This window comes from Gardnerella lacydonensis (assembly GCF_048545055.1).
Lineage (GTDB): Bacteria > Actinomycetota > Actinomycetes > Actinomycetales > Bifidobacteriaceae > Bifidobacterium > Bifidobacterium vaginale_C.
This window is the reverse complement of the sequence record NZ_JBKQXT010000003.1, coordinates 226,714-250,757: the sequence shown is the minus strand read 5'-3', so window position 1 is coordinate 250,757 and position 24,044 is coordinate 226,714. Positions and strand designations below refer to the sequence as shown.

General features: G+C 41.1%; 16 protein-coding genes and 1 riboswitch. Of the genes, 7 read left to right on the top strand and 9 right to left on the bottom strand.

What is annotated here, in order from left to right:
• Nucleotides 1-92: 92 nt before the first annotated feature.
• The 4 genes from ACJV45_RS04855 to ACJV45_RS04840 all read right to left on the bottom strand — a co-directional run bounded on the left by ACJV45_RS04855 (nt 93) and on the right by ACJV45_RS04840 (nt 5,899).
• On the bottom strand, nt 93-440 hold the full coding sequence (locus ACJV45_RS04855) for a hypothetical protein (protein WP_240611373.1): 348 nt from the start codon (nt 438-440) through the stop codon (nt 93-95).
• Between the two features lie 124 nt (nt 441-564).
• Nucleotides 565-1,446 carry a pyruvate formate-lyase-activating protein gene (gene pflA / locus ACJV45_RS04850; RefSeq protein WP_004112608.1) on the bottom strand — a complete coding sequence of 294 codons (882 nt, stop codon included), beginning with the start codon at nt 1,444-1,446 and terminating at the stop codon, nt 565-567.
• A gap of 123 nt (nt 1,447-1,569) precedes the next feature.
• Nucleotides 1,570-3,945 carry a formate C-acetyltransferase gene (pflB, locus tag ACJV45_RS04845; RefSeq protein WP_004121710.1) on the bottom strand — a complete coding sequence of 792 codons (2,376 nt, stop codon included), beginning with the start codon at nt 3,943-3,945 and terminating at the stop codon, nt 1,570-1,572.
• Nucleotides 3,946-4,186: 241 nt separating this feature from the next.
• A complete protein-coding gene (locus ACJV45_RS04840; protein WP_419397784.1) occupies nt 4,187-5,899 on the bottom strand; it encodes an NAD+ synthase in 1,713 nt (570 codons plus the stop codon).
• 301 nt (nt 5,900-6,200) lie between these two features.
• On the opposite strand from ACJV45_RS04840, the gene ACJV45_RS04835 reads away from it, so the two are divergent.
• From ACJV45_RS04835 to ACJV45_RS04815, 5 genes are all read left to right on the top strand, one after another.
• A complete protein-coding gene (locus ACJV45_RS04835; RefSeq protein WP_004125099.1) occupies nt 6,201-7,049 on the top strand; it encodes a MetQ/NlpA family ABC transporter substrate-binding protein in 849 nt (282 codons plus the stop codon).
• Nucleotides 7,050-7,153: 104 nt separating this feature from the next.
• A complete protein-coding gene (locus ACJV45_RS04830; RefSeq protein WP_419397765.1) occupies nt 7,154-7,978 on the top strand; it encodes a methionine ABC transporter ATP-binding protein in 825 nt (274 codons plus the stop codon).
• A gap of 2 nt (nt 7,979-7,980) precedes the next feature.
• Nucleotides 7,981-8,664 (top strand): methionine ABC transporter permease, encoded by a 684-nt coding sequence (locus ACJV45_RS04825; RefSeq protein ID WP_419397764.1) that lies wholly within the window; start codon nt 7,981-7,983, stop codon nt 8,662-8,664.
• 160 nt (nt 8,665-8,824) lie between these two features.
• A riboswitch (TPP riboswitch) is annotated at nt 8,825-8,932 on the top strand.
• Entirely contained in the window at nt 8,929-11,574 is a 2,646-nt protein-coding gene (thiC, locus tag ACJV45_RS04820) for a phosphomethylpyrimidine synthase ThiC (protein WP_019261528.1), read from the top strand. (Overlaps the previous riboswitch by 4 nt.)
• 147 nt (nt 11,575-11,721) lie before the next feature.
• Nucleotides 11,722-12,261: a peptidylprolyl isomerase gene (locus tag ACJV45_RS04815; protein WP_415690278.1), complete on the top strand. Its 540-nt coding sequence runs from the start codon at nt 11,722-11,724 to the stop codon at nt 12,259-12,261.
• A 104-nt stretch (nt 12,262-12,365) separates the two neighbouring features.
• On the opposite strand, the gene ACJV45_RS04810 is transcribed toward ACJV45_RS04815, so the two are convergent.
• The 3 genes from ACJV45_RS04810 to ACJV45_RS04800 all read right to left on the bottom strand — a co-directional run bounded on the left by ACJV45_RS04810 (nt 12,366) and on the right by ACJV45_RS04800 (nt 15,656).
• Nucleotides 12,366-14,705: a RelA/SpoT family protein gene (locus ACJV45_RS04810; protein WP_004112592.1), complete on the bottom strand. Its 2,340-nt coding sequence runs from the start codon at nt 14,703-14,705 to the stop codon at nt 12,366-12,368.
• 160 nt (nt 14,706-14,865) lie between these two features.
• The gene (dut, locus tag ACJV45_RS04805; RefSeq protein ID WP_020761335.1) at nt 14,866-15,363 is read right to left on the bottom strand and encodes a dUTP diphosphatase; all 498 of its coding nucleotides are present in this window, start codon (nt 15,361-15,363) and stop codon (nt 14,866-14,868) included.
• The gene (locus tag ACJV45_RS04800) at nt 15,363-15,656 is read right to left on the bottom strand and encodes a DUF4193 domain-containing protein (protein WP_020761336.1); all 294 of its coding nucleotides are present in this window, start codon (nt 15,654-15,656) and stop codon (nt 15,363-15,365) included. Before ACJV45_RS04800 ends, dut begins: the two co-directional genes overlap by 1 nt.
• 205 nt (nt 15,657-15,861) lie before the next feature.
• Between ACJV45_RS04800 and sepH the strand changes: the two genes are divergently transcribed.
• Nucleotides 15,862-17,202 (top strand): septation protein SepH, encoded by a 1,341-nt coding sequence (gene sepH, locus ACJV45_RS04795; RefSeq protein WP_415698291.1) that lies wholly within the window; start codon nt 15,862-15,864, stop codon nt 17,200-17,202.
• A gap of 11 nt (nt 17,203-17,213) precedes the next feature.
• Here the strand turns inward: sepH and ACJV45_RS04790 are convergent, their stop codons facing one another.
• Nucleotides 17,214-18,407, bottom strand: a complete 1,194-nt coding sequence (locus ACJV45_RS04790) for an alkaline phosphatase family protein (protein ID WP_419397783.1) — start codon at nt 18,405-18,407, stop codon at nt 17,214-17,216.
• A gap of 156 nt (nt 18,408-18,563) precedes the next feature.
• Here ACJV45_RS04790 and ACJV45_RS04785 point away from each other — a divergent pair, with 156 nt between their 5' ends.
• Nucleotides 18,564-21,233: a DNA gyrase/topoisomerase IV subunit A gene (locus ACJV45_RS04785; protein WP_419397763.1), complete on the top strand. Its 2,670-nt coding sequence runs from the start codon at nt 18,564-18,566 to the stop codon at nt 21,231-21,233.
• 265 nt (nt 21,234-21,498) lie between these two features.
• On the opposite strand, the gene ACJV45_RS04780 is transcribed toward ACJV45_RS04785, so the two are convergent.
• Nucleotides 21,499-24,015: an InlB B-repeat-containing protein gene (locus ACJV45_RS04780; RefSeq protein ID WP_419397762.1), complete on the bottom strand. Its 2,517-nt coding sequence runs from the start codon at nt 24,013-24,015 to the stop codon at nt 21,499-21,501.
• Nucleotides 24,016-24,044: the final 29 nt, after the last annotated feature.

The following is a 24,044-nucleotide window of genomic DNA, read 5'->3' as shown; positions in this document are numbered from 1 at the left end:
CATCTTTTAACACGGCTTCAACTTTCGCACACAACTACGACTATTCAAAAATAAAAATCAAATAAATAATCAATCTGTTTTATTGTTTGATCTTATTGAGTTATGCTCTTAACAAGTTTAGTTTTAAGGAATCTAGTAAGAGTAAACGCAACCGCCGAAACCAAAATCGTTGGGATAACGTAGATGGTATGTAAACCTAAATCTTTTATTGGAAAAGTGGCAAGTTCTGTAGCAATAGTTATAGCAATAGATATTATCGGCACTTCGATAAGAAGTTTCTTATCGAAAGCTGCAACGATATTTATCGGCAACAAAATTATCGGCAAAACAATTAAAATAATAAGCGCTGTACCAAAGCCAAACTGATCGTTACACCGTGCAAAAATAGCTAACGCTAATGCAAAAGCTAATGCAATCCAACAACCTATTCTGCGCTTCATTGCGTATCCTTTCTCTAAAAAAGGTTATTTGTATAATTATACAAAATCCTTTAAAAAAAAAACAATACAATACGCAAAATTTTCCTAAATTACAATTACAACTTTGGTGCAATCTAAACGCAGTCTAGTACACAACAAAACCGTGGTCTTTGAACTGGTTTACAACTCGCTCTTTAAGCGCCCTAGAAGGTCCTTTTTGATTCTCAAGAGGGTACGGAATCCTAAGCTCATGCCACTTTGGGCGGCCCAGCTGATGGAATCCAAGCACGTCAATATGCTCAACAGCATCACCAAACGAATCGCAAATCTCGGCAACTTTTTCAACGTTTTCTTCACTATCTGTAAGACCTGGAACTAGCACAAAACGCACCCAAATCTTCTTACCAGCCTTCGCCAAGCGCTGACCAAAGTCAATAGTTGGCTGAAGCAAGCCGCCAGTTACTTTTTTATACGTTTCTTCAATACCAGATTTAACGTCTAGCAAGCAAAGATCAATATCGTCAATCATTTCGTCCGTATAATTGCGATTCAAAAAGCCAGAAGTATCTAAGCAAGTATGCACGCCCATCTCTTTTGCTGCACGAAAGACTCTAGATACAAAAGCTGGTTGCATCATGGATTCGCCGCCAGAAAACGTGATTCCGCCGCCTGTTGCCTTAAAAAGACTTTGATAACGGTCAACTTTTTTAATCATTGCATCTAAGTAGACTGGCTTGCCGTCGCGCATTTTCCAAGTATCAGGATTTTGGCAATATTGGCAGCGAAGTGGGCAGCCACTCATAAACACTGTCATGCGAGTGCCAGGGCCATCAACAGAAGTGTTAATATCCCACGAATGTACGAACCCAATATCGCCAGTTTTAAGAGCAACTAAGCGGTCTTTTCTGTCTAATCCAATTGGAGATTCAAAACCAGAAAGACCACCCATTAAAGTTTGTCGGGCATACTCTTTTGACTCCTTTAACATGTGCTGAGTCGTGGTACGAAATGCTGTGTTTTCAACCATCTATATGCCCTCCTATAACCGTCTTTGGTTTAATTTATTCGATTTTAAAAACTACGTTTATTTTAAAAGCCGCCAGGAGCAAAACCTGCTCACTCCCGGCGGCACCTCATAAATCAATCAGACTCAGTCAGTAACCGAACCCTGGTGGAATGTACGAGAAATAACGTCGAGCTGCTGCTCCTTAGTGAGCTTTACGAAGTTCACTGCGTAGCCAGAAACTCGAACCGTAAGGTGTGGATACTTTTCTGGGTGCTCAACAGCGTCTTCAAGCTGTTCCTTGCGCAAAACGTTGATGTTTGCGTGGTACAAGCCGTGACCGTTGCCAGCGTCCAAAATACCAACCAAATTCGTTATACGCTCGTCTTCATCTCTTCCCAAACCATCTGGAGTAATGGTGTTGGTCAAAGAAATACCATCGAGAGCATCGTCATAGTCAATCTTGCCAACGGAGAACATGGATGGAAGCATACCGTGAGAATCCATACCATTTTCTGGGTTTGCACCTGGTGCGTAAGGAGTACCCTTCTTGTGTCCAGATGGGAAGGAACCAGTGTTCTTGCCGTACTCAACGTTAGAAGTAATAGTCAAGATGGACTGAGTTGGAACAGCATTACGGTACACAGGCAAACGCTTTACCTGACCCATAACAGTGCTTACAACCCACTTTGCCAAGTCATCAGCACGATCGTCATCGTTACCATAGATTGGGAACTCGCCAACCGTCTTGTAGCCAACGATTAAGTCGTCGTCTGCGCCTTCGATGTACTCGTACTCATGACCTTCAGTGGTCTTAGCATCCTTGTTGTAGATTGGGTAAACCTTCGCGTACTTCAAAGCAGCCAAGGAATCTGCAGCAATAGACAAGCCAGACATACCGCAGCCGAGTGTACGATAGACTTCCCTATCGTGCAAAGCCATCTCAATGGACTCGTACGCGTACTTATCATGCATGTAGTGGATGATGTTCAAAGCCTCAATGTAGGTTTCGGAAAGCCATTCCAAAGCCTTCTCGTAATTGGCCTTAACCTTCTCGTAGTCAAGAGTTCCATCAGCTTCTGGCTTGATTGGGTCAATAACACCCTTATCAATAACCTGCATGCCAGTCATTTCATCGCGGCCACCGTTGATAGCGTAGAGCAAAGCCTTTGCGGAGTTAACACGAGCAGCGAAGAACTGCATTTGCTTACCAACGCGCATTGGGGAAACGCAGCAAGCAATAGCAGCGTCATCGCCCCAGTGCTCACGAATATCTTTATCGGACTCGTACTGAATTGCAGAAGTATCGATAGAGATTTGTGCGCAGAAACGCTTGTAGGCTTCTGGAAGCTTTGGATCCCAGAAAATAGTGATGTTTGGTTCAGGACCTGGCCCAAGATGCTCAAGAGTCAAAGTGTTGAGCAAACGGAACGAAGTCTTAGTAACAAAGGTGCGACCATCATCGCTGAAGCCAGCATCGGACCAAGTTGCCCAGTATGGATCTCCAGAGAAGATTGCGTCGTAATCCTTAGTACGCAAGAAGCGCACAATACGAAGCTTCATAACCAAAGCATCAATGATTTCCTGAGCATCGGTTTCGTTGATTAAGCCAGCCTTCAAATCACGCTCAAAGTAGCAATCGAAGAATGCGGAAACACGGCCGAAGCTCATTGCAGCGCCATCCTGGCTCTTAACAGAAGCAAGATAGCCCATGTAAGTCCACTGAACAGCTTCCTTAGCGGTTTGAGCTGGGCGGCTCAAATCCAAGCCGTACTCGTTACCCAAGTTAATAAGCTGCTTCAAAGCCTTGATTTGTTCATCATGCTCTTCGCGGAAGCGAATCCAATGCTCAATCTCGGTCTCAGTAAAGTCGTTGCGGTATGGAATCGAATCCTTATCGCGCTTCTTGAACTCAATAAGCATGTTTACGCCGTAAAGAGCCACACGACGATAATCACCGATAATACGACCACGGCCATAAGCATCTGGCAAACCAGTCAAAATCTTGTTGTGACGAGCAATCTTAATATTCTTGGTGTAAACACCAAACACGCCATCGTTATGAGTCTTGCGATAAACGGTGAAAATCTTCTTAATTTCTGGATCTACTTCCTTGCCAGCTTCCTTAATGGCCTGCTCAACCATTCGCCAACCACCATTTGGCATCATAGCACGCTTGCAAGGTTCGTCAGTTTGCAAACCAACGATTACGTTATCTACTTCTGGGCTTTCAATGTAGCCTGCTGGCATTGCGTCGATACCTGCTGGAATATGGGTTTCAACGTCGTATACACGGCGCTCGCGCTCAACTGCCAAGTAGTTGTCGTCGAGGTACTTCCACATATGCTTCGTTTTTTCGGTAGCGTCTGCCAAGAACGTCTCATCACCCTCGTATGGGGTGTAATTCTTTAGGATAAAGTCACGAACGTCAATATCTTTTTCCCAATTGCCGCTTGTAAAACCATCCCACGCTTTTGCACGAAGATCCTCTTCGCTGAGAACGGATGCATCCACTGATGCCATATTTGACTCCTTTCGTATCCACGACGCTTCTTCACGTCGCCTTCTCTACTATGTTAGAGCAACGTTCAAACAGTACACGTCGATTTTTGGCATTTTTAACGTGAGTTACCTCACATTTTACTGTTTTTTAGCTTATTTTTAGTAAAATACGCTAGTTTGAATACTCAAACTAGCGTATATGCAATATGTAGTTAATCAACGGATGCTTGCGACTTTTCCCAAGACGTATCCAAGATTTCGTCTACTCTCTAAACGCGGTTGTTACTGGAATTCGCCTATCTCTTCCAAACGCAATCGCACTAACTTTTGGACCTAACGGATACTGCCTACGCTTCCATTCTGCGCGGTCTACAAGCCTAATAACTGTATCAACTGTGCGCTCATCAAAACCGTCTGCAAGCAAATCTGCGCGACCGTGAGCAAGTTCAATATGAGCTTCCAACACTTTATCTAGCAAATCGTATTCTGGCAAAGAATCAGAATCCTTTTGCCCTGGTCTTAGCTCTGCGCTTGGAGGCTTAATAATCGAGTTTACAGGTATAAGAATTCCATCTTTTGGAGCCTTTTCTTTAGGATTATTGTCTTTAGGAAAATCTTCACTTCCTGCAATAGGCAACATTCCAAGACCTACGCCATTTTTAGCAGCACGATTTCGCCATTTAGAAAGCGCCCAAACACGAGTCTTAAACAAATCTTTAATAGGAGCATACCCTCCTACCGCATCTCCATAAATCGTAGAATAACCGCATGCAAGCTCCGACTTATTGCCAGTAGCTAAAGCCAGCAAACCTTTTGAATTAGAGTACGCCATAACAATCACACCTCTAACTCGTGCTTGCAAATTTTCTGCAGCAATGCCTTGCAAATCAAGCTGATTTTGGAACGACTTAAAAAGTGGCTCAATAGGCTGAACATCGTAATGCGCTCCAAGTCGCTGCGCTAAATCGCAAGCATCGTCTTTAGAACCAAGCGAAGAATACATGCTTGGCATTGAAATTCCCCAAACGTTTTGCCCACCGCAAGCATCTGCTGCCATAGTTGCAACTAGCGCAGAGTCGATTCCGCCAGAAAGTCCTAAGCAAACCCCCTTAAAGCCGTTTTTACGCATATAATCTCTAAGTCCCAATACACATGCACAATAAACTTCTTCGTCTGGGTCTAATTTTTGAGCAATTGTTGAGCACTTTTGTGCATCTAAATCTGTATCAAAATCAACAAAACTTAAGTCTTGATCAAACATTTTAGAACGCTCGATCAAAGACCCGTCTGCGTTTACTACAAAACTGCCGCCATCAAAAACAAGATCATCTTGAGCACCAACTTGATTTACGTAAACAAGAGGAGCATTAACCTCTTTTGCACGCTTTTGCGCAAGCTTTAAGCGGATATCCGTTTTGCCTTCTTCGTACGGAGAACCGTTGATTGTTACTAAAACATCAATCCCCTCTTTAGAAAGACGCGCAACCGGGCCGCCATCTTGCCAAATATCTTCGCAAATAGCAAATCCTAATTTTGTGCCTTTAACGTTTAGAATTCCGCAATCATTTCCAGAAGAAAAAATTCTAAATTCGTCAAAAACGCCATAATTTGGCAAGAAATGCTTGTCATAAACAAACTCCACTTTTCCGTCATGAATAACAAGCAAGCGATTTCTTGGCTTACCTAACTCATCGTCTACACCGACTGTTCCAACTACAACGTATAAGTCACCTAATCTGCTATCTTTCAAGCTTTCAGCAAGACTATAGGCAGCTTCGTTAGCTGCTTTTCTAAATGTCGCACGCAAAGCAAGGTCTTCGATTGGATACCCTGTTAGTGTCATTTCTGGAAACACAACAATATCGGCGTTACCACTACTTGCATCTTTGCAAAATCGCAATATTTCATCCGTATTTTTGCTTATGTTTCCAACGCAAGTGTCAATTTGAGCTAAAGCTAAACGCAAAGAAGTCATGTTTTTATTATAAGCCATGTTACATAAGGCGCATTGCATAAGTCATATTGCAATAAAAGCGTCCACTAAACAGAGAAATCGCAAAACGCCAATCATAAAAAAATCACGAAAAACAAAAAATCAATAGCAAATATAAAAAATTAATTGTCACCTATCTGCCTGATTTCATTAGTATTACTAACTCGTCATAAATTATACAAATAGAAAATAGGTAGCGAAGAGGCTACAAAATCGCATATATTGATATTCCGTTGCTAAGAAACGAAAAATTATTAACACATTAAAGGACAAGGGGAAAAATATGAAAATCACAAAAAAGAACACAAAGATTATTGCCGCTTTTACCGCACTAACTGCAATTTTAGGACTGTCTCTAAGCGCATGCGGATCTTCTGCAAATGGAGCAACCAAGGACGATAAAGTGATTAAGGTTGCAGCTTCCCCAACTCCTCACAGCGATATTTTGAACAAAGTAGTTAAGCCGATTTTGCAAAAGCAGGGTTATAAGTTGGTTGTTAAAGAATTTACTGACTACGTGCAACCAAATACTGCTGTAGAAGAAGGCGAAGCAGACGCAAACTACCATCAGCATTTGCCATACTTAGATAACTTCAATAAAGAAAGAGGAACGCATATTATTTCTATTGCTGGAATCCACTTTGAGCCATTTGGACTTTACCCAGGAAAGACTAAGACAATTAAGGACTTAAAAGATGGAGCAACAGTTGCGGTTCCTAGCGACCCAACCAACGAAGCTCGCGCACTTCTTCTTTTGCAAGACGCAGGTCTTCTTAAGCTAAAGAACCCAAAGGATGTTAACGCAACAAAGAAAGATATTGTTTCTAATCCAAAGAATCTAAAGTTTAAGGAAATAGACGCCGCTTTGGTTCCAACAGTTGTTAAAGACGTTGATTTAGCTGCTCTAAACGGAAACTACGCTATTCAAGCTGGATTTAACCCAACTAAAGATCCTCTTACAAGCGAAAAAGTTGGAGGCGTAGCTGCTAAAACCTACGAAAACATTATTGCTGTTAAGAAGGGATCCGAAAAGCTTGCTAAAATCAAGGCTCTTGTAAAAGCGTTAAAAACAGATACGGTCCGTGATTTTATAAAGAAAAACTACAATGGCGCTGTTTTGCCAGTTTTCTAAGATGATTACAGTGTTCTAGCCATAAACAAGTATGAGACATGTGACTCACAAAAGCATAGAGGCGCATGCCTCATGCTTGTTTTTCAAAATCAGTGAGAGATAATATGATTCAAATTAAGCATCTTTATAAAACTTACTCAAGTGGTAAGCAATCGCATGAAGCACTTAACGATATTAATTTAACTATTGAATCAGGCGAAGTGTTTGGTATTTTGGGATCTTCTGGAGCTGGAAAATCATCATTAGTCAGATGCATGAACTTGTTAGAACGTCCAACATCTGGAAGAGTGATAATAGACGGAAAAGATATTACGGACGCAAAAAATAGAGATTTGTCTAAAATAAGATCGAATATTGGAATGATTTTCCAAAACTTTAGTCTTTTCCAACAAAGAACTGTATTACAAAATGTGACTTTTCCTTTGGAAATAAACAACACTCCTAAAGAAAAAAGAGAAGAACGCGCAAAGTATTTACTTGATTTAGTTGGATTAAAAGATTTAGCAAACCGCTACCCCGTTCAGCTTTCTGGCGGACAACAGCAAAGAGTTGCAATAGCGAGAGCACTTGCTAATAATCCTTCTATAATGCTTTGTGACGAAGCAACAAGCGCCTTGGATTCAACAACTACAGCACAAATACTTGACTTGCTTAGAAGAATCAACCGAGATCTTAACGTAACACTGGTTATTATTACTCACTCGTTAGCAGTAGCAAGAAATATTTGCGATAGGGTTGCTATGATTGACGGCGGAAAAATCGTAGAAATCGGTGACACTTCAACACTTTTCAAAAATCCTCAAAGCAATATTTTAAAAACGCTTATTGCAGACGAACATGTTGAAAACCATAGGGGAACTAAATCCAATAATAGTAATTCCGAAAATGGAATAACCACTAATAGCGCAACAAATAATGGGGTGAAATAAAAATGCAAGAAAATATTTCACAATTTATAGACGAATATGGAGAACTACTCATTGAAGGCACAAGAGATACAATATCTATGACTTCAATATCTACACTATTCGCATACGTAATAGGATTACCAATAGGAGTTCTTCTTATAACAAGCGCAAAACAAGGAATACGCCCTAATTCATGTTTGAATGCGGTTTTAGGTTGGATTGTAAATATTGTTCGCTCAATACCGTTTATAATCCTACTCGTTGCAATAATTCCACTCACTAGGCTTATTGTTGGAACGTCTTTGGGCGTTTCTGGTGCTATTGTTCCTCTTGTTCTAACAGCTGCACCATTCGTAGCACGAATTGTTGAACAATCTCTCGCAGAAGTTGATGGAAGTCTTATAGAAGCTGCACAAAGTTTTGGTGCAAGCAATACGCAAATAGTATTCAAAGTATTGCTTTTTGAAAGCTTGCCTTCATTAATTCGTGGAGCAGCATTGACTTTCATTACACTTTTTGGATTCTCTGCAATGGCTGGAACCGTTGGCGCAGGCGGCCTAGGAGATATTGCAATTCGCTACGGATATCAGCGCTACCAATATGATGTTATGAGTGTTGCTGTTATTTTCTGCATTCTGCTCGTGCAAGTAGTACAGACTGTTGGAGATTTAATATCCAATAAAATCAACCATCATGAACGTCGATAATATTCGATAATAAAAGTCACAAATAAAATCCTAGTAGCGAATAGCATGCATTAAAAACTATTAATCGCTTCTAGGATTTTATATTTATCAAATGGTCAACCACTCAACATGCCTACGATTTACTAAAAAACTACCGAATAATGTAAAATGTCTGAGTCACAACATTTTGCAGGGGTGCTTTCTTTTTAAAGAAGGCTGAGATAGGCGAAAAACCTGACCCTTCGAACCTGTTAGTTAATACAACGTAGGGAGCAACGATTAAGTATGACCTCAAACTATCCATACGCATCAATGCGTGACCAGTTCAACCTAAACACATGCTTTATTGCAGATCCTAAACTATGCAAGAATCGCGCACTCACGGATGTAGTTGACGACTCTTTACGTGCAGGATCAACATTTATAAGGCTTAATTGTGCGGATGAAAGCGCAAAAGAAATCACATCAATCGCACGAGATATTGCACAAATCATAGAAGATAACGATAAATGTGATTCAGTAACTTTCGTAATAGACGGAAGAGTTGACGTTGTCTGGCAGGCAAGAAATCAAGGAATTAAAGTCGATGGAGTTCATCTTGCACAAAGCGACATGGAACCAAAAGAAGCACGAGCACTTTTAGGAGAAGACGCAATAATCGGCTTATCTGTTGAAACAGAAAGTCTTGTTAAGGTTATTAATGAACTTCCTGATGGCTGCATTGATTATATTTGTGTAACAGCAATGCATAATCCAGAAGATGGTTGCGAAAACACTACTCCAACTTACGAATTAGAACCAAATCACACTATTTTAGATGAAGCAAAGATTAATACTATTTGCTCAGCAAGCGATTTTCCAGTACTTGTTGGAGGAAGAACATCTTTAGAAGATGTTGAAATGATTGCTCGCAGTAAGGCTGCAGGATTGTTTGTATCTGAAGCATTGTACGTAAGCGAAACACCAGAATCCACAATGAGTGAATTCGTGGAACGCTTTACACACATTCGCGGCAATCAAAAGCACGGTTATGCAAAACGCGTTATAGTGCAGGAAAAAGCTGACGAGAAAGTTAGCGATACACCAAAATTCATTAATGCTAAAGAAGCAAAAGACGCTGCAAAATTAGCAAAGCAGCAGCGCGTTGATATCGCTTCTCGCGGATGTACTCAAAGAGACAAAGCTCATATTCGTAAAACTACTCCAGTTCACTTTGAATATGAATATGGTTCTTACGATTTGGAAGTGCCATATACAGAAATTAAGCTTTCTGATACTCCAGGCGTTGGCCCTAACCCACCATTTAAGGATTACAACACAGAAGGTCCTAAGTGCGATCCTAAAGAGGGCTTGGCTCCTCTTCGTCTTGATTGGATTAGAGATCGCAATGATGTTGTTGAATATGAAGGTCGTAGTCGAAATCTTCAAGATGACGGTAAGCGAGCTATTAAGCGAGGAAAAGCTTCTAAAGAATGGCGTGGTCGCACTCATAAGCCGATGAAGGCTGCAGATCATCCTATTACACAGATGTGGTATGCAAGGCATAATATTGTAACTCCAGAAATGCAATATGTTGCAACTCGTGAAAACTGCGATGTGGAACTTGTTCGTTCTGAAGTTGCAGCTGGTCGCGCTGTTATTCCTTGCAATATCAACCATCCTGAAGCAGAACCTATGATTATTGGTTCTCGCTTCTTAACTAAGCTCAACGCAAACATGGGTAATTCTGCTGTCACATCTTCTATTGACGAAGAAGTAGAAAAGCTTACCTGGGCTACTAAATGGGGCGCGGATACCGTTATGGATCTTTCCACAGGTAACGATATTCACACAACTCGAGAATGGATTTTGCGTAACTCCCCTGTTCCGATTGGCACTGTGCCAATGTATCAGGCTTTGGAAAAGGTTGAGGATGACGCTTCTAAGCTCAGCTGGGAATTGTTCCGCGACACTGTTATTGAACAGTGCGAGCAAGGCGTTGACTACATGACTATTCACGCAGGCGTACTTCTTCGATACGTGCCTCTTACTGCAAACCGCGTAACCGGTATTGTTTCTCGAGGCGGTTCCATTATGGCTGAATGGTGCTTGCAACACCATCAAGAAAGCTTCCTTTACACTCACTTCGAAGAATTATGCGAGATTTTCGCCAAGTACGATGTTGCGTTCTCTTTGGGTGACGGCTTGCGTCCAGGAAGCTTAGCTGATGCTAACGATGCTGCTCAGCTTTCCGAGCTTATGACTCTTGGAGAGCTTACTAAGATTGCTTGGCAACACGATGTTCAGGTTATGATTGAAGGCCCAGGACACGTACCATTCGACACTGTCCGTATGAATATTGAAATGGAGAAAGCAATTTGCCAGAATGCTCCATTCTATACTCTTGGTCCTTTAACAACCGATACTGCACCAGGATATGATCACATTACTTCCGCTATCGGCGGCGTTGAAATCGCTCGTTATGGCACAGCAATGCTTTGCTACGTCACTCCTAAAGAGCATTTAGGACTTCCTAATAAGGACGACGTTAAGCAAGGTGTTATTGCTTATAAAATTGCTTGTCACGCTGCGGATCTTGCTAAGCATCATCCGCATGCCATGGATCGAGATAACGCTATAAGCAAGGCTCGTTTCGAGTTTCGCTGGCTGGATCAGTTTAATTTAAGCTACGATCCAGATACCGCTATTGCTTTCCATGACGAAACGCTTCCAGCAGAGCCAGCAAAAATGGCTCACTTCTGTTCCATGTGTGGACCAAAATTCTGCTCAATGGCTATTTCTCAGAATATTCGCAAGCGTTTCGGTGGCGCAGCTCAACAAGAACAACTTGTTGAAGAAGCCCGCAGTCAGGCTATTGCCGAGGGTATGAAAGAGATGAGTAAAAAGTTCCAGGAAGCTGGTTCAACGTTATATCAAAGCGCCAAAGCGTAGAGTATCTATGTTTCTAAAGTTTTGATATTACGAAAATAAGGCGAGTTAGTGCAAGATTAATCCTGCTCAAGCTCGCCTTATTTTTATTTGCAACAGTTTTATTTGCAACAATTTTGAACAGTCTTTAACATATGGGAAAATCGCATTATGACACTTATCAATATGCATACGTCCGAAGGCGATATAAAGATTAATCTTTTTGACGATAAAGCGCCTATTACAGTAAAAAATTTCGTTGACTTGGCGACTGGTTCAAAAGAGTGGATGAATCCTTTTACGGGAGAAAAATCCAACGAACCATTCTATGACGGTTTGACATTCCATCGTATTATCAAAGACTTTATGATTCAAGGCGGATGCCCTCTTGGAAACGGAATGGGTGGTCCTGGCTACGAATTTGACGATGAGATTGACTCATCTTTAAAGTTTGATAAACCGTATCTTCTTGCAATGGCAAATGCTGGAAAACAGCGCGGACGAGACGGACGCTTACATGGCACGAATGGATCTCAGTTCTTTATAACTACCGTGCCAACTCCTTGGCTTGATGGTCATCACACTATTTTTGGAGAAGTCGTGGATGACGAATCTAAGGCTGTTGTAGATAAGCTCGAATCTGTTCCAACAGATAGGTCTGATGCCCCACTAGAGCCAGTTGGAATTATATCTATTGAGGTTATTAAGTAATAACATTAACTAAAATAAAGCATAAATAATATAAAAATTACAATAATAAAACTTCCAGCCAAAACATTATTTGACTGGAAGTTTTATTGTTTAGGTTTTATTGTTTAGTCGCGTTCCATTTTTCTGAGTCGCGGTTCTGCACTATCTTTTGCGCCCGTAATTCTATAAACGTCAAAAACGCCATCAATCTTACGAATCGCAGCAAGAAGAGTGTTCAAATGCTGAGGATCTGCCATTTCAAACGTAAATTGACTTGTAGCAACGCGGTCATCTCCAGTAGCAATCGTTCCCGAAAGAATGTTTACACCATGATCCGAAAGAACTCGCGTAACATCCGAAAGCAAATGCTGACGATCCAAAGCTTCTACTTGAACTTTAACAAGGAACAAGCCTTTATCGCTAGTCCATTGAACAGGGATAACACGCTCCGACTGTGACTTTTGCAAATCAATCATATTCTGGCAATCCGTTCTATGAACAGAAACACCCTGATTTCTAGTTATAAAACCAACAATGTCATCTCCAGGAACAGGCATGCAGCAGCGAGCAAGTTTAACCCACACATCTCCAACGCCCTTTACGGAGACACCAAGAACACCATTAGACTTGCGATTACGCTCCACTCTCCTAAGCGGAAGTGCTTCTTCTTGAGCTTCTTCAGCTACTTCTTCACTACCAGCATCTTTAACAAGACGAGAGATAACGTTTTGAGTGGAAACTTGACCTTCGCCAATTGCAGCATAAACAGCTTCTACGTTAGCAGTTATATTAAGCTCTTCAGCAACACCTATTAACGCTTGCGGAGTGAGTAAAGTAGATAAAGGCAAGTTACGTTTACGCATAGCTCGCGTAAGCTCGTCTTTACCCTCTTCAATCGCCTCCGAACGACGTTCCTTGCTAAACCATTGACGAATCTTATTTCTAGCTCTAGGGCTTTTTACAAAGCTGAGCCAATCTCTTGAAGGACCAGCAGTATCAGACTTTGATGTAAGAACTTCTACAGTATCGCCATTGTTAAGCTTAGTGTCAAGTGGCACAAGCTTTCCATTTACACGAGCGCCCATCATTCTGTGACCAACCTCGGTATGCACAGAATAAGCAAAGTCAACTGGAGTTGCATCTTGCGGAAGAGCAACAATACTTCCCTTTGGAGTAAACACGTAGACTTCCGAAGCTCCAAGATCTTGCTTTAAGGAACCCAAGAATTCGTCAGAATCTGGCGTTTCACTGGTCCAATCTGCAAGCTGCTGAATCCACTTTAAATTATCTAATTCGCTAAGCTCTTTGTTTTCTTCTTGCTCACGCTTAACATCACCTTTATCTGGCTTGCTTAAAGCGCGACCAGCTTGTCCGTTTGCCTTATACTTCCAGTGAGCAGCAATACCAAATTCAGCACGCCTATGCATGTCCCATGTGCGAATCTGAATCTCCACAGGCTTTCCACCAGGACCTACAACAGTAGTGTGCAAGCTTTGATACATATTTAGCTTAGGCGTTGCTATATAGTCCTTAAAACGTCCAGGAACAGGGCTCCAGCGCGCATGCACTGCACCTAATGCAGCATAACAGTCTCGAATAGAATCAACGATTATTCGCACACCTACAAGATCGTAAATATTTTCAAAATCATGACCGCGAACAATCATCTTTTGATAGATTGAGAAATAATCTTTTGGACGCCCCTTAACAGAAGCTTTTACATGTTGCTGGTTTAAATCTTCATTGATTTCTTCTAGAATTTGACGCAAATAAACTTCACGCTGACCAGCTCTACGAGCAACTAAAACTACTATTTCGTTATAAATTTTTGGATATAAAACTTTAAAGCTTAGCTCTTCAAGCTCTGTTTTAATTGCGTTCATGCCGAGTCGATTTGCAAGAGGAGCGTAAACATCTAGAGTTTCACGAGCCTTTTTATGTGAGCTAGATGGCTTAACGTATCTCCATGTACGAGCGTTATGCAAACGATCTGCAAGTTTTACAACCAACACTCGCACATCTCGGCTCATTGCAACAACCATTTTTCTGATTGTTTCTGCCTGAGCGCTTTCTCCATATTCCATTTTTGATATTTTTGTAACACCGTCAACTAATCCTGCAACAGTATCACCAAAATCAGCCCTACACTCTTCTAGCGTGTAATCCGTATCTTCAACAGTATCGTGCAATAATCCTGCAGCAACAACTATAGGACCCATTCCTAGGTCAGCTAAAATCTGAGCAACAGCAAGAGGATGAATAATATATGGTTCGCCTGATTTACGCCTTTGACCAGTATGCTGTTTTACGGCTCTAGCATAAGCTTTGTGTAATATCTCCATATTCTCATCGGGATGATGCCACTTACACATTCGCAATATTGGGCACAATGGGTCTCGCATATCTTCGCTAATTTCACATCCGAGCATGTTAGCTCCCTTAATGTCGTCTTGATTTTCACCCATCGAATATCACCTCCCGATTTATAGTTACTATCCTACATTGTAAAACAAGCTAAATCATACAATAATCTACATGTCTAATATTAAATACAATAAACTTAATATTAAATACAATAAATCCGACTCAGTCTAATAAACTTAGCTCTGGCCGGATTTATATAATTTATTGCACTCCAGTAGATCCAAATCCTTTTGTAGATCTATCTGATCCTGGAAGCTGATTTGCCTCAATAAAATTAGCTTCAACATAACGCTGAATAACTAGTTGAGCTATACGATCTCCACGATGGAACTGCACAGTATTGTTCGGATCCATATTTATCAACGGGACCTTAATTTCACCGCGATACCCAGCATCAACGGTTCCTGGCGCATTAAGAACTGTAACACCTTGTTTTACAGCGAGACCAGAACGCGGATGAACTAGAGCAACGTATCCAGCTGGCAAAGCTATAGCAACACCAGTTGGAACCAGAGCACGTTCAAACGGGCGCAAAGTCACATCTTGCGTAGTTCGCAAATCCGCCCCAGCATCTCCAGCATGAGCGTAAGAAATATGTTCCATAGCAGGCTGATTACTATCAGTATTGTCTAAATTATCTAAATACTTGATAAGAACTTCTACCTGTTCTGGACCAGTGTAGGTCTCGTCATAAGACATTAGGCTGCGCACTCCTTGCAAACTGGCTGACCGTCTTGAGACATTTGCGCAAGCTGACTACGATGCTTTACGAGGAAACACTCTGAGCAAATAAATTCATCACCCTGCATTGGTATTACTGTAACAGACGCGTCTTCATTACTTAAATCTGCACCTGGCAACTCGTAATCTTCTGCAATAGCATTCTCATCATCGTCTATATCGTTAGAAGAGCTTTGTGAACCCTTACTCAACGCTTCCAATGACTCCTCGTCTTCGTCTTTGCTACGAGGAGAATCATAATCCTGTGCCATTATGGTCCTTTCGTTTTTAAAACTACTTACTAAATCTACTTTTATACTTTTAGCTATCTAATAAAAGCTACCTACGCGCATAGCATACATGAAAGCTACCCCGCATAGAATACTCGCTTTTTTATTCATAGAAAATGGCAAAGAAGGCAGACTATGGACTAAAGTATGTTATAAGTAGCGTTAAAAGCGAGGAAAGTGGTGCACAATGCTTGAAAATCCGCCAAAAGAGGCGAGTTTCGATCATGTGGATAATAATGGCGATTTAATTTTTATTTTTGAAAACACGCCGTTAAAAATTCATGTTGACGACACGCTGGAGCACGCGATTGCCGAATCAAAAAAACTAACAAATGTTGATGGCGATAATCAAAACACAGTTAATTCTATTGGTAAATCTGATGATTCGCCAACTGCTACCACGGCAACACTACCTATATCTCAGATACAAGCACTGATACGTGCTGGCGTCGATCCAGAACATGTTGCAAAGCGATATAACGTAAGCGAATCTCAAGTTAAAAGATTCTCTAGTGGCGTTGAAACAGAAAAACAGTATGCTATTGAGCAATTCTTAACAGTTCCAGCTCCAAAACAAAGCAATATGAGAACTATTTCAGATTTGATCGAACGAACTCTCGCAAAAGCACACATTGGAATGGAAACTGTAAAATGGCGTGCCACAAGACGCGGACTTGAACCATGGCTTATAACAGCAGAGTTCAACACTGCTACTCGAACAATAAAAGCAGAGTGGACTTGGAATATGCACGACAACTCTGTTACGTGCGCAAACCCTTCATCTAGATTGTTGCTTGGCGAAGAAGTCATGAACAATGATTCTTCTTCTAAAAAATCACAATTTGGAGGAGCTTATAGAGACACAGTAAGCATAAACTTCCCATTCGCAAATGATGAGCTTCCAGGAAATTCGATTCGTTCTGCAAGAATAGAACGTGCTGTGAGTCAGTGGGAATCAAGGAATAGCGTTAATCTTGCAAATGTTGCTATTCAAACAGAGGCTGCACAAAAAGAACAAAACAGCAACAATACGAATAATTCTTTAGATGGTTATACAGAAAATCCGATTCTAAGCGATTTGGTATCAAACTCTACTCCATCTAACAATCCAGATAATACAGAACAGTCTTCTGCAAACGTAAAAAACATAGAAGCCGCAGAAACTGCTGCAAATATTGCAAATATTGCAAACTCTTCTTCTAATTCTGGAATCTATAAGTCTAAAGAAAATTCAGAAAATGAAGATAGTAGCGAAAATGCGAGCGCAAACATTTCACAAGATAATTCTAGTGAAAATGCGGTAGTCGATTCTTCCAATTCTGCTTCTGCAAAAAGCAAATATGCAAATTCTAAATCCAACACTTTTGGATCAGATTCTGAAGATGCGCATGTTCAAGCAGATAAAACAGTTGCTATAAAAACTCCAAAGACTGAACCAAAACAGCATATGAACGAGCATACTAGGGCTAAGAAGAGCACGAGAGCTGCTGTTCCTAGTTGGGATGAGATTCTTTTTGGAGAGGCTTAATTTATCATAAATCAAGCTATATCAACTAAGCATGGAATATCCATTTCCATGTGACTCATAGAGCCATGAACGCTTGGTAAGTTCATGGCTTTTTCTGTTTCTATCCTGGAATCCACTATAGTTACAGATGACTTTGCTTGAACAAGAACATCACCTATGACGCTTAATGCTAACGGGCTGACTTTCCCAAAAACACCATCTTTAACAGCTTGCTCTTTAGTTCTAACACGCGCTTTATCTTGCAAAACGTTAGACCATCTTAACGCAATGTCATCTGGATTTTCGCCATCTTCCGCGTAAAGCATAACAGACCTAGGCTCTCCCCCAACAAGCTTAACTCCTTTAGTAAGACGACTATCTTTTGCAATATCTATTTTCAAATCTGGATTTGATTCAATCATTCCATGGTCTGCAGTAATAACAATCAAAGTGCCTTTTTGACAATTCTTTTTTAAAAGACTCAGTTGCGCGTCTATCTGCTCAAAAACTGAAACCCAATTCTCAGATTTCCAACCGTAATTATGACCAACTTTATCAATATCTCTAAGGTACAAATATGTTAAACCAGGCGTTTTAGTACTATTGGCAGCATTCATAATTCTTGCTCTAGGAGTTGATCCACTTATGAATTTAGCTCCCCTAAAAGCTGCTTGACTTAGAGGAGAATCCTCAAATTTTGAAAGACTTATATGATTCGCTCTAACACCTAAATTAGAAAGCGACTCAAATATTGTAGGCTGGCGTTGCAAATCTAATGGATCTGGAGCATCCCTAAATTGGATTAATTGGGATAATGCACCCGTTTTAGGATTTTTTTGCGTGTATCCCGTCATTGCAGTAAGACCAGGGCATGTTCCTGTGCCAAAAGTTGCCATTGCTGCAACCGTAGTACTCGGAATACAAGTCTTTATTGGACGCTGATTTGCGCAATCGTTAAGAAGATAGCGCAAATATGGAGCATGACCTTTTCTGATGGCAAGATTCCAATAGCCAAGTCCGTCTACAAGCACAACAACAGCACTCTGCGACTTCGGAAATCCAAAACTAATGCGCGCAGTATCAGGATCATTATAAACAGCTGTACTAATCGAAGCATCAATCGAAGAGCTGACTGCTGGAAGAATCGCAGACAAACGAAGATCTGAGTTACACGAATCATCAACAAAATTCAGCAAATCATCCACAGGCGGAATCTCAATACTCATAAGCAACATTGTAGTCAAAACACAAACTATACGAAATCATGAATAATGCATAACAGACTATAAGTAAAATAGTCATAAAATAAGCATTTACCAAACTTTTGTGCACATAAATTGGTATTATAAAGGCTTGTAAATCACTTCAAGGAGTTCAAAGTCATGCCTTCACGCAGCAAATCAGCAAAACAAACCTTCGACCCTAGAAAGGTTAAGGAAAACATTGTTGAAACGCCGCTTAACGAAGAGATGAGCAAATCTTTCCTGGAATACGCATACTCTGTGATTTACGCACGCGCATTGCCAGATGCAAGAGACGGAATGAAGCCCGTACAGCGCCGAATCGTGTATCAAATGGGAAACATGAACCTTACCCCAGAGCACGCGTACATGAAGTCTGCTCGCGTTGTAGGCGAAGTGATGGGAAAGCTGCATCCGCATGGAGATTCCGCGATTTACGAAGCAATGGTGCGTTTGGCTCAGCCGTTCTCACTTAGACTCCCCTTGGTTGATGGTCATGGAAACTTTGGTTCCTTAGATGACGGTCCTGCAGCATCCAGGTACACAGAAGCGCGACTAGCTCCAGCAGCGCTTGGAATGAATGCAGACATAAATGAAGATACTGTTGACTTTGCTCCAAACTACGACAATAAGCTAAAAGAGCCAACTGTTCTGCCTTCTGCTATACCAAACTTGCTCGTAAACGGAGCTTCTGGAATCGCAGTTGGAATGGCTACAAACATGGCCACTCACAATCTTGGAGAAGTTGTAGCTGCAGCAAAATACGTTATGAAGCATCCAAATGCTACCCTAGACGATTTAATGCAAATAGTTCCAGGACCAGACTGGCCTGGCGGCGGCATAATTATCGGTCGCAATGGGATTCGCGAAGCATACGAAACTGGAAGAGGCGCTTTTACAACTAGATCGAAAACGCATATTGAAAACGTTACAGCGCGCAAAAAGGCGATTATTGTTACCGAATTACCATTTATGGTCGGACCAGAGCGTGTGCTCGAACGCATATCTCAAGGCATAAAAGCACGCAAACTAGATGGAATATCTGGAGCAATCGACTTAACAGATAGACATAACGGAACGCGAATCGTAATAGAAATAAAAACAGGATTCGACCCAAACGCTGTTCTTGCACAGCTTTTTAAGCACACTCCGCTGCAAGAAAGCTTTACGATTAACAACGTTGCACTAGTTGATGGAAGACCTCACACAATGGGTCTTCGAGAGCTTCTAGACGTGTGGATTTTGCACAGAAGAACCGTTATTAGAAGGCGCAGCGAATTTAGACTAAACAAAGCCAAAGAGAGACTGCACCTTGTAGAAGGATTGCTTCTTGCAATGCTGGACATTGACGAAGTAATTCAAGTAATTAGGTCTTCCGAAGATGCAGAAACCGCAAAATCAAAGCTTATTAGCGTATTTGATTTAGACGAAATTCAAGCGCAATACATTCTTGACTTAAGGCTCAGAAGACTTACGAAAATGAGTCGAATAGAGCTAGAAGGCGAAAAAAACGATTTATTGCAAAAAATAGATGAACTTAACGATATTCTAAGCTCAGCGAATCAGCTAGACAAAGTTGTGATTGCAGAAATGGATTACGCTGTAAAGCAGTGGGATACTCCGCGCAGAACTATTCTTTTAGACGAGCAAGAAGATGGCAGCTTTACACCTGTTTGCACTAAAAACAGTAAAGAAGTTAATTCTGATTCAGCCATGGACGCAGTTATTGCAGCAAATCAATTGACAAATGCCCAGGCAGATGTTGCAGCAGCAGCAAGCGCCGCTCGTAAGTCTGGAGATACTGACGCAACCTCAGCAGCTTTGCAATTAAGCGACGAACCGTGTGCCGTAGCTTTAAGCACATCTGGGCTTATAGCAAGAACTAATGTTGAAACATTTAATAGATGGCAGGCACATTCTTCAAATATTTTTGACACTCCATGCTTAAGCATGTTTACTACTACTACGCGAGCAACATACGCTTTAATAACATCCGCAGGGCGATTAGTAATAGCGCATGTTGCAGATTTGCCACACTTAAATCAAGGAAACGAAGACGTTCTAGAATCGCTTTCTAATGGCGTTAAAGCAAGCGAATTATTAACTTCTACTCAAAGCACAGACCCAATTAGAGGAGAAAAAGTCGTAGCTGCTATTGCGTTGAGCGATTCTGATTCTAAAACTCCTCTTGCAATCGGAACAAAGAATGGCGTTGTAAAACGATGGAATTTTGAATCACCAACAACAATGGATTCTTGGAGCATTATTGACTTAAAAGACAACGATTCAGTAATTAATGCAGCACTTGCTAATGATGAAGATAGGCTTGTGTTTATAAGCAGCGATTCTTCCCTACTTACATTCGACGCAAAACAAGTGCGAGCGCAGGGGCGAAGCTCTGCAGGAATGGCAGGAATTAGGCTTAACGAAGGATGCACTGTTTCTGCTTTTGCTGTAGTTGCTAAAAATGATGTTGAATGGAATTACGAAGAGGGCGAAAATGGTCTATTTTCTGCTTCTGGAAGCGTAGTATTCACTCTTGCTGGAGATAGCGACGCGCTTGCTGGAACAGAAAACGGAGCTGCAAAGATTACGCCGCTAGAAATGTACCCTACAAAGGGTCGCGGCACAGGAGGCGTGCGATCACAGCGATTCCTTAAGGGGCAAAACACGATTTTGGCAGCATACGTTGGAAACTATCCGCTTTACGCGACTACACAACGTGGAGCGAACGTAGAGCTACCTAAGCCCGATATGCGAAGAGACGCTTCAGGAACCGAGTTAGTTTCCCCAATTGCGCATATTGGGTAATCATCTTTACTGCTATAGTTGCGATTTTGTTGCTACAGCGGTAAAGAACTTGAACGATTCACGCATCATGAGGAGCCTTGGATACTTACTCGCGGAAATCTAAAAACTAATGATTCATCAAATAAAATAATCAGCAAAAACACAATAAAATCAAATTCCCCCTGCAAACAACCATACGAGTTACACAACAGGGGGAATTCTTGAATCACAATATCAACACAACATGACTAGATTCTTACATAAAATCAACCTACTACACACATATTTAATGCTTGCGGCGAGACTTGAACATAGACAAACCAAAACCAGCAAACAAAGACACAAACAAAGTACTTATAGACATAACCAGTGAAACACCAGTATCAGGCAAATGCTTAGCAGGAGCCTTAGCACTATAAGCCTCACCAGCATCAACAGCCTTAAAACGCTGCTCAACAGAATACTCAACCGACTTATCCGAAGAATGAACAGGATCCAACACAGGCTGCCCAACAACAGAATACTCTGGATTCTCAGGAACAATCTCAGGAAGAGGAATCCACGAATCATCAGGCACATAAGGAACATCAGGAACTGGTATTGGCTCAGGTTCAGGAGTCACATCCAGCTCAGGAGTCTTCTCAGGCGTCGGTTTCGATTCTGGCTCTGGAACAGGCTTCGTCTCAGGATCAGGAGTCGGGGTTGGTGTAGGAGTAGGAGTAGGAGTCGGAGTTGGTTCAGGTGTAGGAGTAGGAGAGGTTTCTTTTACATACGACGCATATACAGTCATATCACTATTAGCTACAACAGTATCACCAGTAAACGCATCCCCAGTTCCATTTTCACCCTGATACCAACCATTAAAAGTAAAACCAGCTTTAGTAGGATTATCAGGCATAGACTGATCAGTTAAACCATCACCACTAATAGAGAGACCTTGCTGAACTTTCACAGTAGCATACGGTTTCTTGTCATCATCATTTATAAATTTGACGGTAGCAATCTTTCTTCTCAACACAAAAGTAACAACTTTTTGAGTAGAAATTGAGTTATCCTTATGAACCGCAATATTAAATTTTGCATCAATTGGAGCACTATTAATATCTGCTGAATTTTCTGGTTCAACAACCCACTCATAGTTTGTAGGCGCTTCAGCAGCAGACTTTACGATGTAGTTTCCAGGAGACAAATAAGCAAAACCATTGGAAAGATAACCAGCAGCTTCACTAAGCAAAGCCGTATTTTTATTTGTTATCATTGATTGTAATGCGTTTAACTCTGGAGCTGCGCTAGACTCAGATGACTTTAAATCACCCGCAATTTGCTTATCGCCAACGTAAAGTGCAAATTGCTTACCACTCTCAATCTTGTTTTGCAAATCTTTGTATTGCACAACAAGCTGAGTAGGAATCGGTCTAAATGTCACATAATAATGTTTGATTGTTAACTGGTTATCATCCTTATCGCGCGCGATACCGTAATCATAGTTGCCAAAATTATCAGTATTATTCTTTGTAAATTTGCCTCCATTAGGAGTATCAATATCGTTACTGTAATAAAGATAACCAGGGATGTTAGCGTTTTTAAGCTCTTCCATAGTTGGGCGCTTAATAGAATCTTTCTTGGGATCGCCTTCGTAGCTTAGAAGAGGCGTATACATATTTCTGACAACCTGATTATTACCAAACCTAACTTCGGAAATATTTTTCGCGTCAGACAAATCGGATAAATCCAACTTGGTAAACGGTTTAGTAGAGAACCTATCAGCTTCACCAGAACTACGTTGTGGAAGCTCATCATTCCCTTTAATGTTTGCTGCCTTGCGATATTGCAAATCATCTACAAAGTGAAATTGCGCGCCACATTCAGGTAAAAAGGCGACATATCCAAAAATTCCAGATGAATCTTCATGATTAAATCCTTCATAGCCAAAAATAGCTTCATGAGTGTTGTCACCCTCCATAACAACATGAATAAACGTTTGGTTCTTTCTCATATATACTGTGATATTTGTCTTATCAGCCAAATTGGATCCAATAAGCTTCCCATTTACCTCGAGCCTGTATGAGATCTTATTGTCGGGAGCTTTATTAAAGTCAAAATCTGCTGATCCATCTGGATTTTTTAGCTCGCGGGATGATCTGTATGGATAAAATTGACCATCGGCAGTATATACACTTTCTTTATCAACCCGCGGGAAAAATATGAATGTATCAATTCTTCCAAGCCTGCCATTATATGTATTGATAGTCTCATTAATGCTTTTAGTATCGCCAGATGCTTGACCATTCTCTACAGAAAACTTCTTGCCATAGGGTGTATAAAAAATCTTTTGAATAGAGGACAGAGGCCTAACAGATGTTGTTTTATCCTGCAGCTCTTTGACTTCAGCAGGCGTAATAACATTCGGGAACGGATTAATTACATTCTTGTCATTACTAAAATCGTATATGCCATCTTTATTAGGTTTAACTTCGCTTTGCTTATCGACATTAGCAGGCGACTCTGCTGCCGCCCTATCATATTTTGCTGCTTTAACTGATCTTTGTGTACTTACTTCATCGTTTTTTGGTTTATCCGCATCAGTAAGATCACTTCTTTTATCAGATTTGTTATCGACAACAGAACCACTATAGTCAGAGGAAGATGTCAACCTAGTTTCACTACTGGAAGGTTCCGCATTATCAAAGTTAGATTCATGATCTTCAGAATCAGACTTCTGTTTTCTAATAATTTCTTGTGACTGTTTAGAAGCATGTGACTGCGCCAAATCGCGCGACTTTGCAGATATATCATTCTGCACATTTTCTTGTGATTTTACGGATCTTTGTG

Excerpts from the sequence above, each read along its gene's own strand:
- ACJV45_RS04855 (WP_240611373.1), bottom strand. The coding sequence starts at position 440 with ATGAAGCGCAGAATAGGTTGTTGGATTGCATTAGCTTTTGCATTAGCG.
- ACJV45_RS04815 (WP_415690278.1), top strand. The coding sequence starts at position 11,722 with ATGACACTTATCAATATGCATACGTCCGAAGGCGATATAAAGATTAAT.
- ACJV45_RS04785 (WP_419397763.1), top strand. The coding sequence starts at position 18,564 with ATGCCTTCACGCAGCAAATCAGCAAAACAAACCTTCGACCCTAGAAAG.
- thiC (WP_019261528.1), top strand. The coding sequence starts at position 8,929 with ATGACCTCAAACTATCCATACGCATCAATGCGTGACCAGTTCAACCTA.
- sepH (WP_415698291.1), top strand. The coding sequence starts at position 15,862 with ATGCTTGAAAATCCGCCAAAAGAGGCGAGTTTCGATCATGTGGATAAT.
- ACJV45_RS04800 (WP_020761336.1), bottom strand. The coding sequence starts at position 15,656 with ATGGCACAGGATTATGATTCTCCTCGTAGCAAAGACGAAGACGAGGAG.
- ACJV45_RS04830 (WP_419397765.1), top strand. The coding sequence starts at position 7,154 with ATGATTCAAATTAAGCATCTTTATAAAACTTACTCAAGTGGTAAGCAA.
- pflA (WP_004112608.1), bottom strand. The coding sequence starts at position 1,446 with ATGGTTGAAAACACAGCATTTCGTACCACGACTCAGCACATGTTAAAG.
- ACJV45_RS04840 (WP_419397784.1), bottom strand. The coding sequence starts at position 5,899 with ATGACTTCTTTGCGTTTAGCTTTAGCTCAAATTGACACTTGCGTTGGA.
- pflB (WP_004121710.1), bottom strand. The coding sequence starts at position 3,945 with ATGGCATCAGTGGATGCATCCGTTCTCAGCGAAGAGGATCTTCGTGCA.
- ACJV45_RS04810 (WP_004112592.1), bottom strand. The coding sequence starts at position 14,705 with ATGGGTGAAAATCAAGACGACATTAAGGGAGCTAACATGCTCGGATGT.
- ACJV45_RS04790 (WP_419397783.1), bottom strand. The coding sequence starts at position 18,407 with ATGAGTATTGAGATTCCGCCTGTGGATGATTTGCTGAATTTTGTTGAT.
- ACJV45_RS04835 (WP_004125099.1), top strand. The coding sequence starts at position 6,201 with ATGAAAATCACAAAAAAGAACACAAAGATTATTGCCGCTTTTACCGCA.
- ACJV45_RS04825 (WP_419397764.1), top strand. The coding sequence starts at position 7,981 with ATGCAAGAAAATATTTCACAATTTATAGACGAATATGGAGAACTACTC.
- dut (WP_020761335.1), bottom strand. The coding sequence starts at position 15,363 with ATGTCTTATGACGAGACCTACACTGGTCCAGAACAGGTAGAAGTTCTT.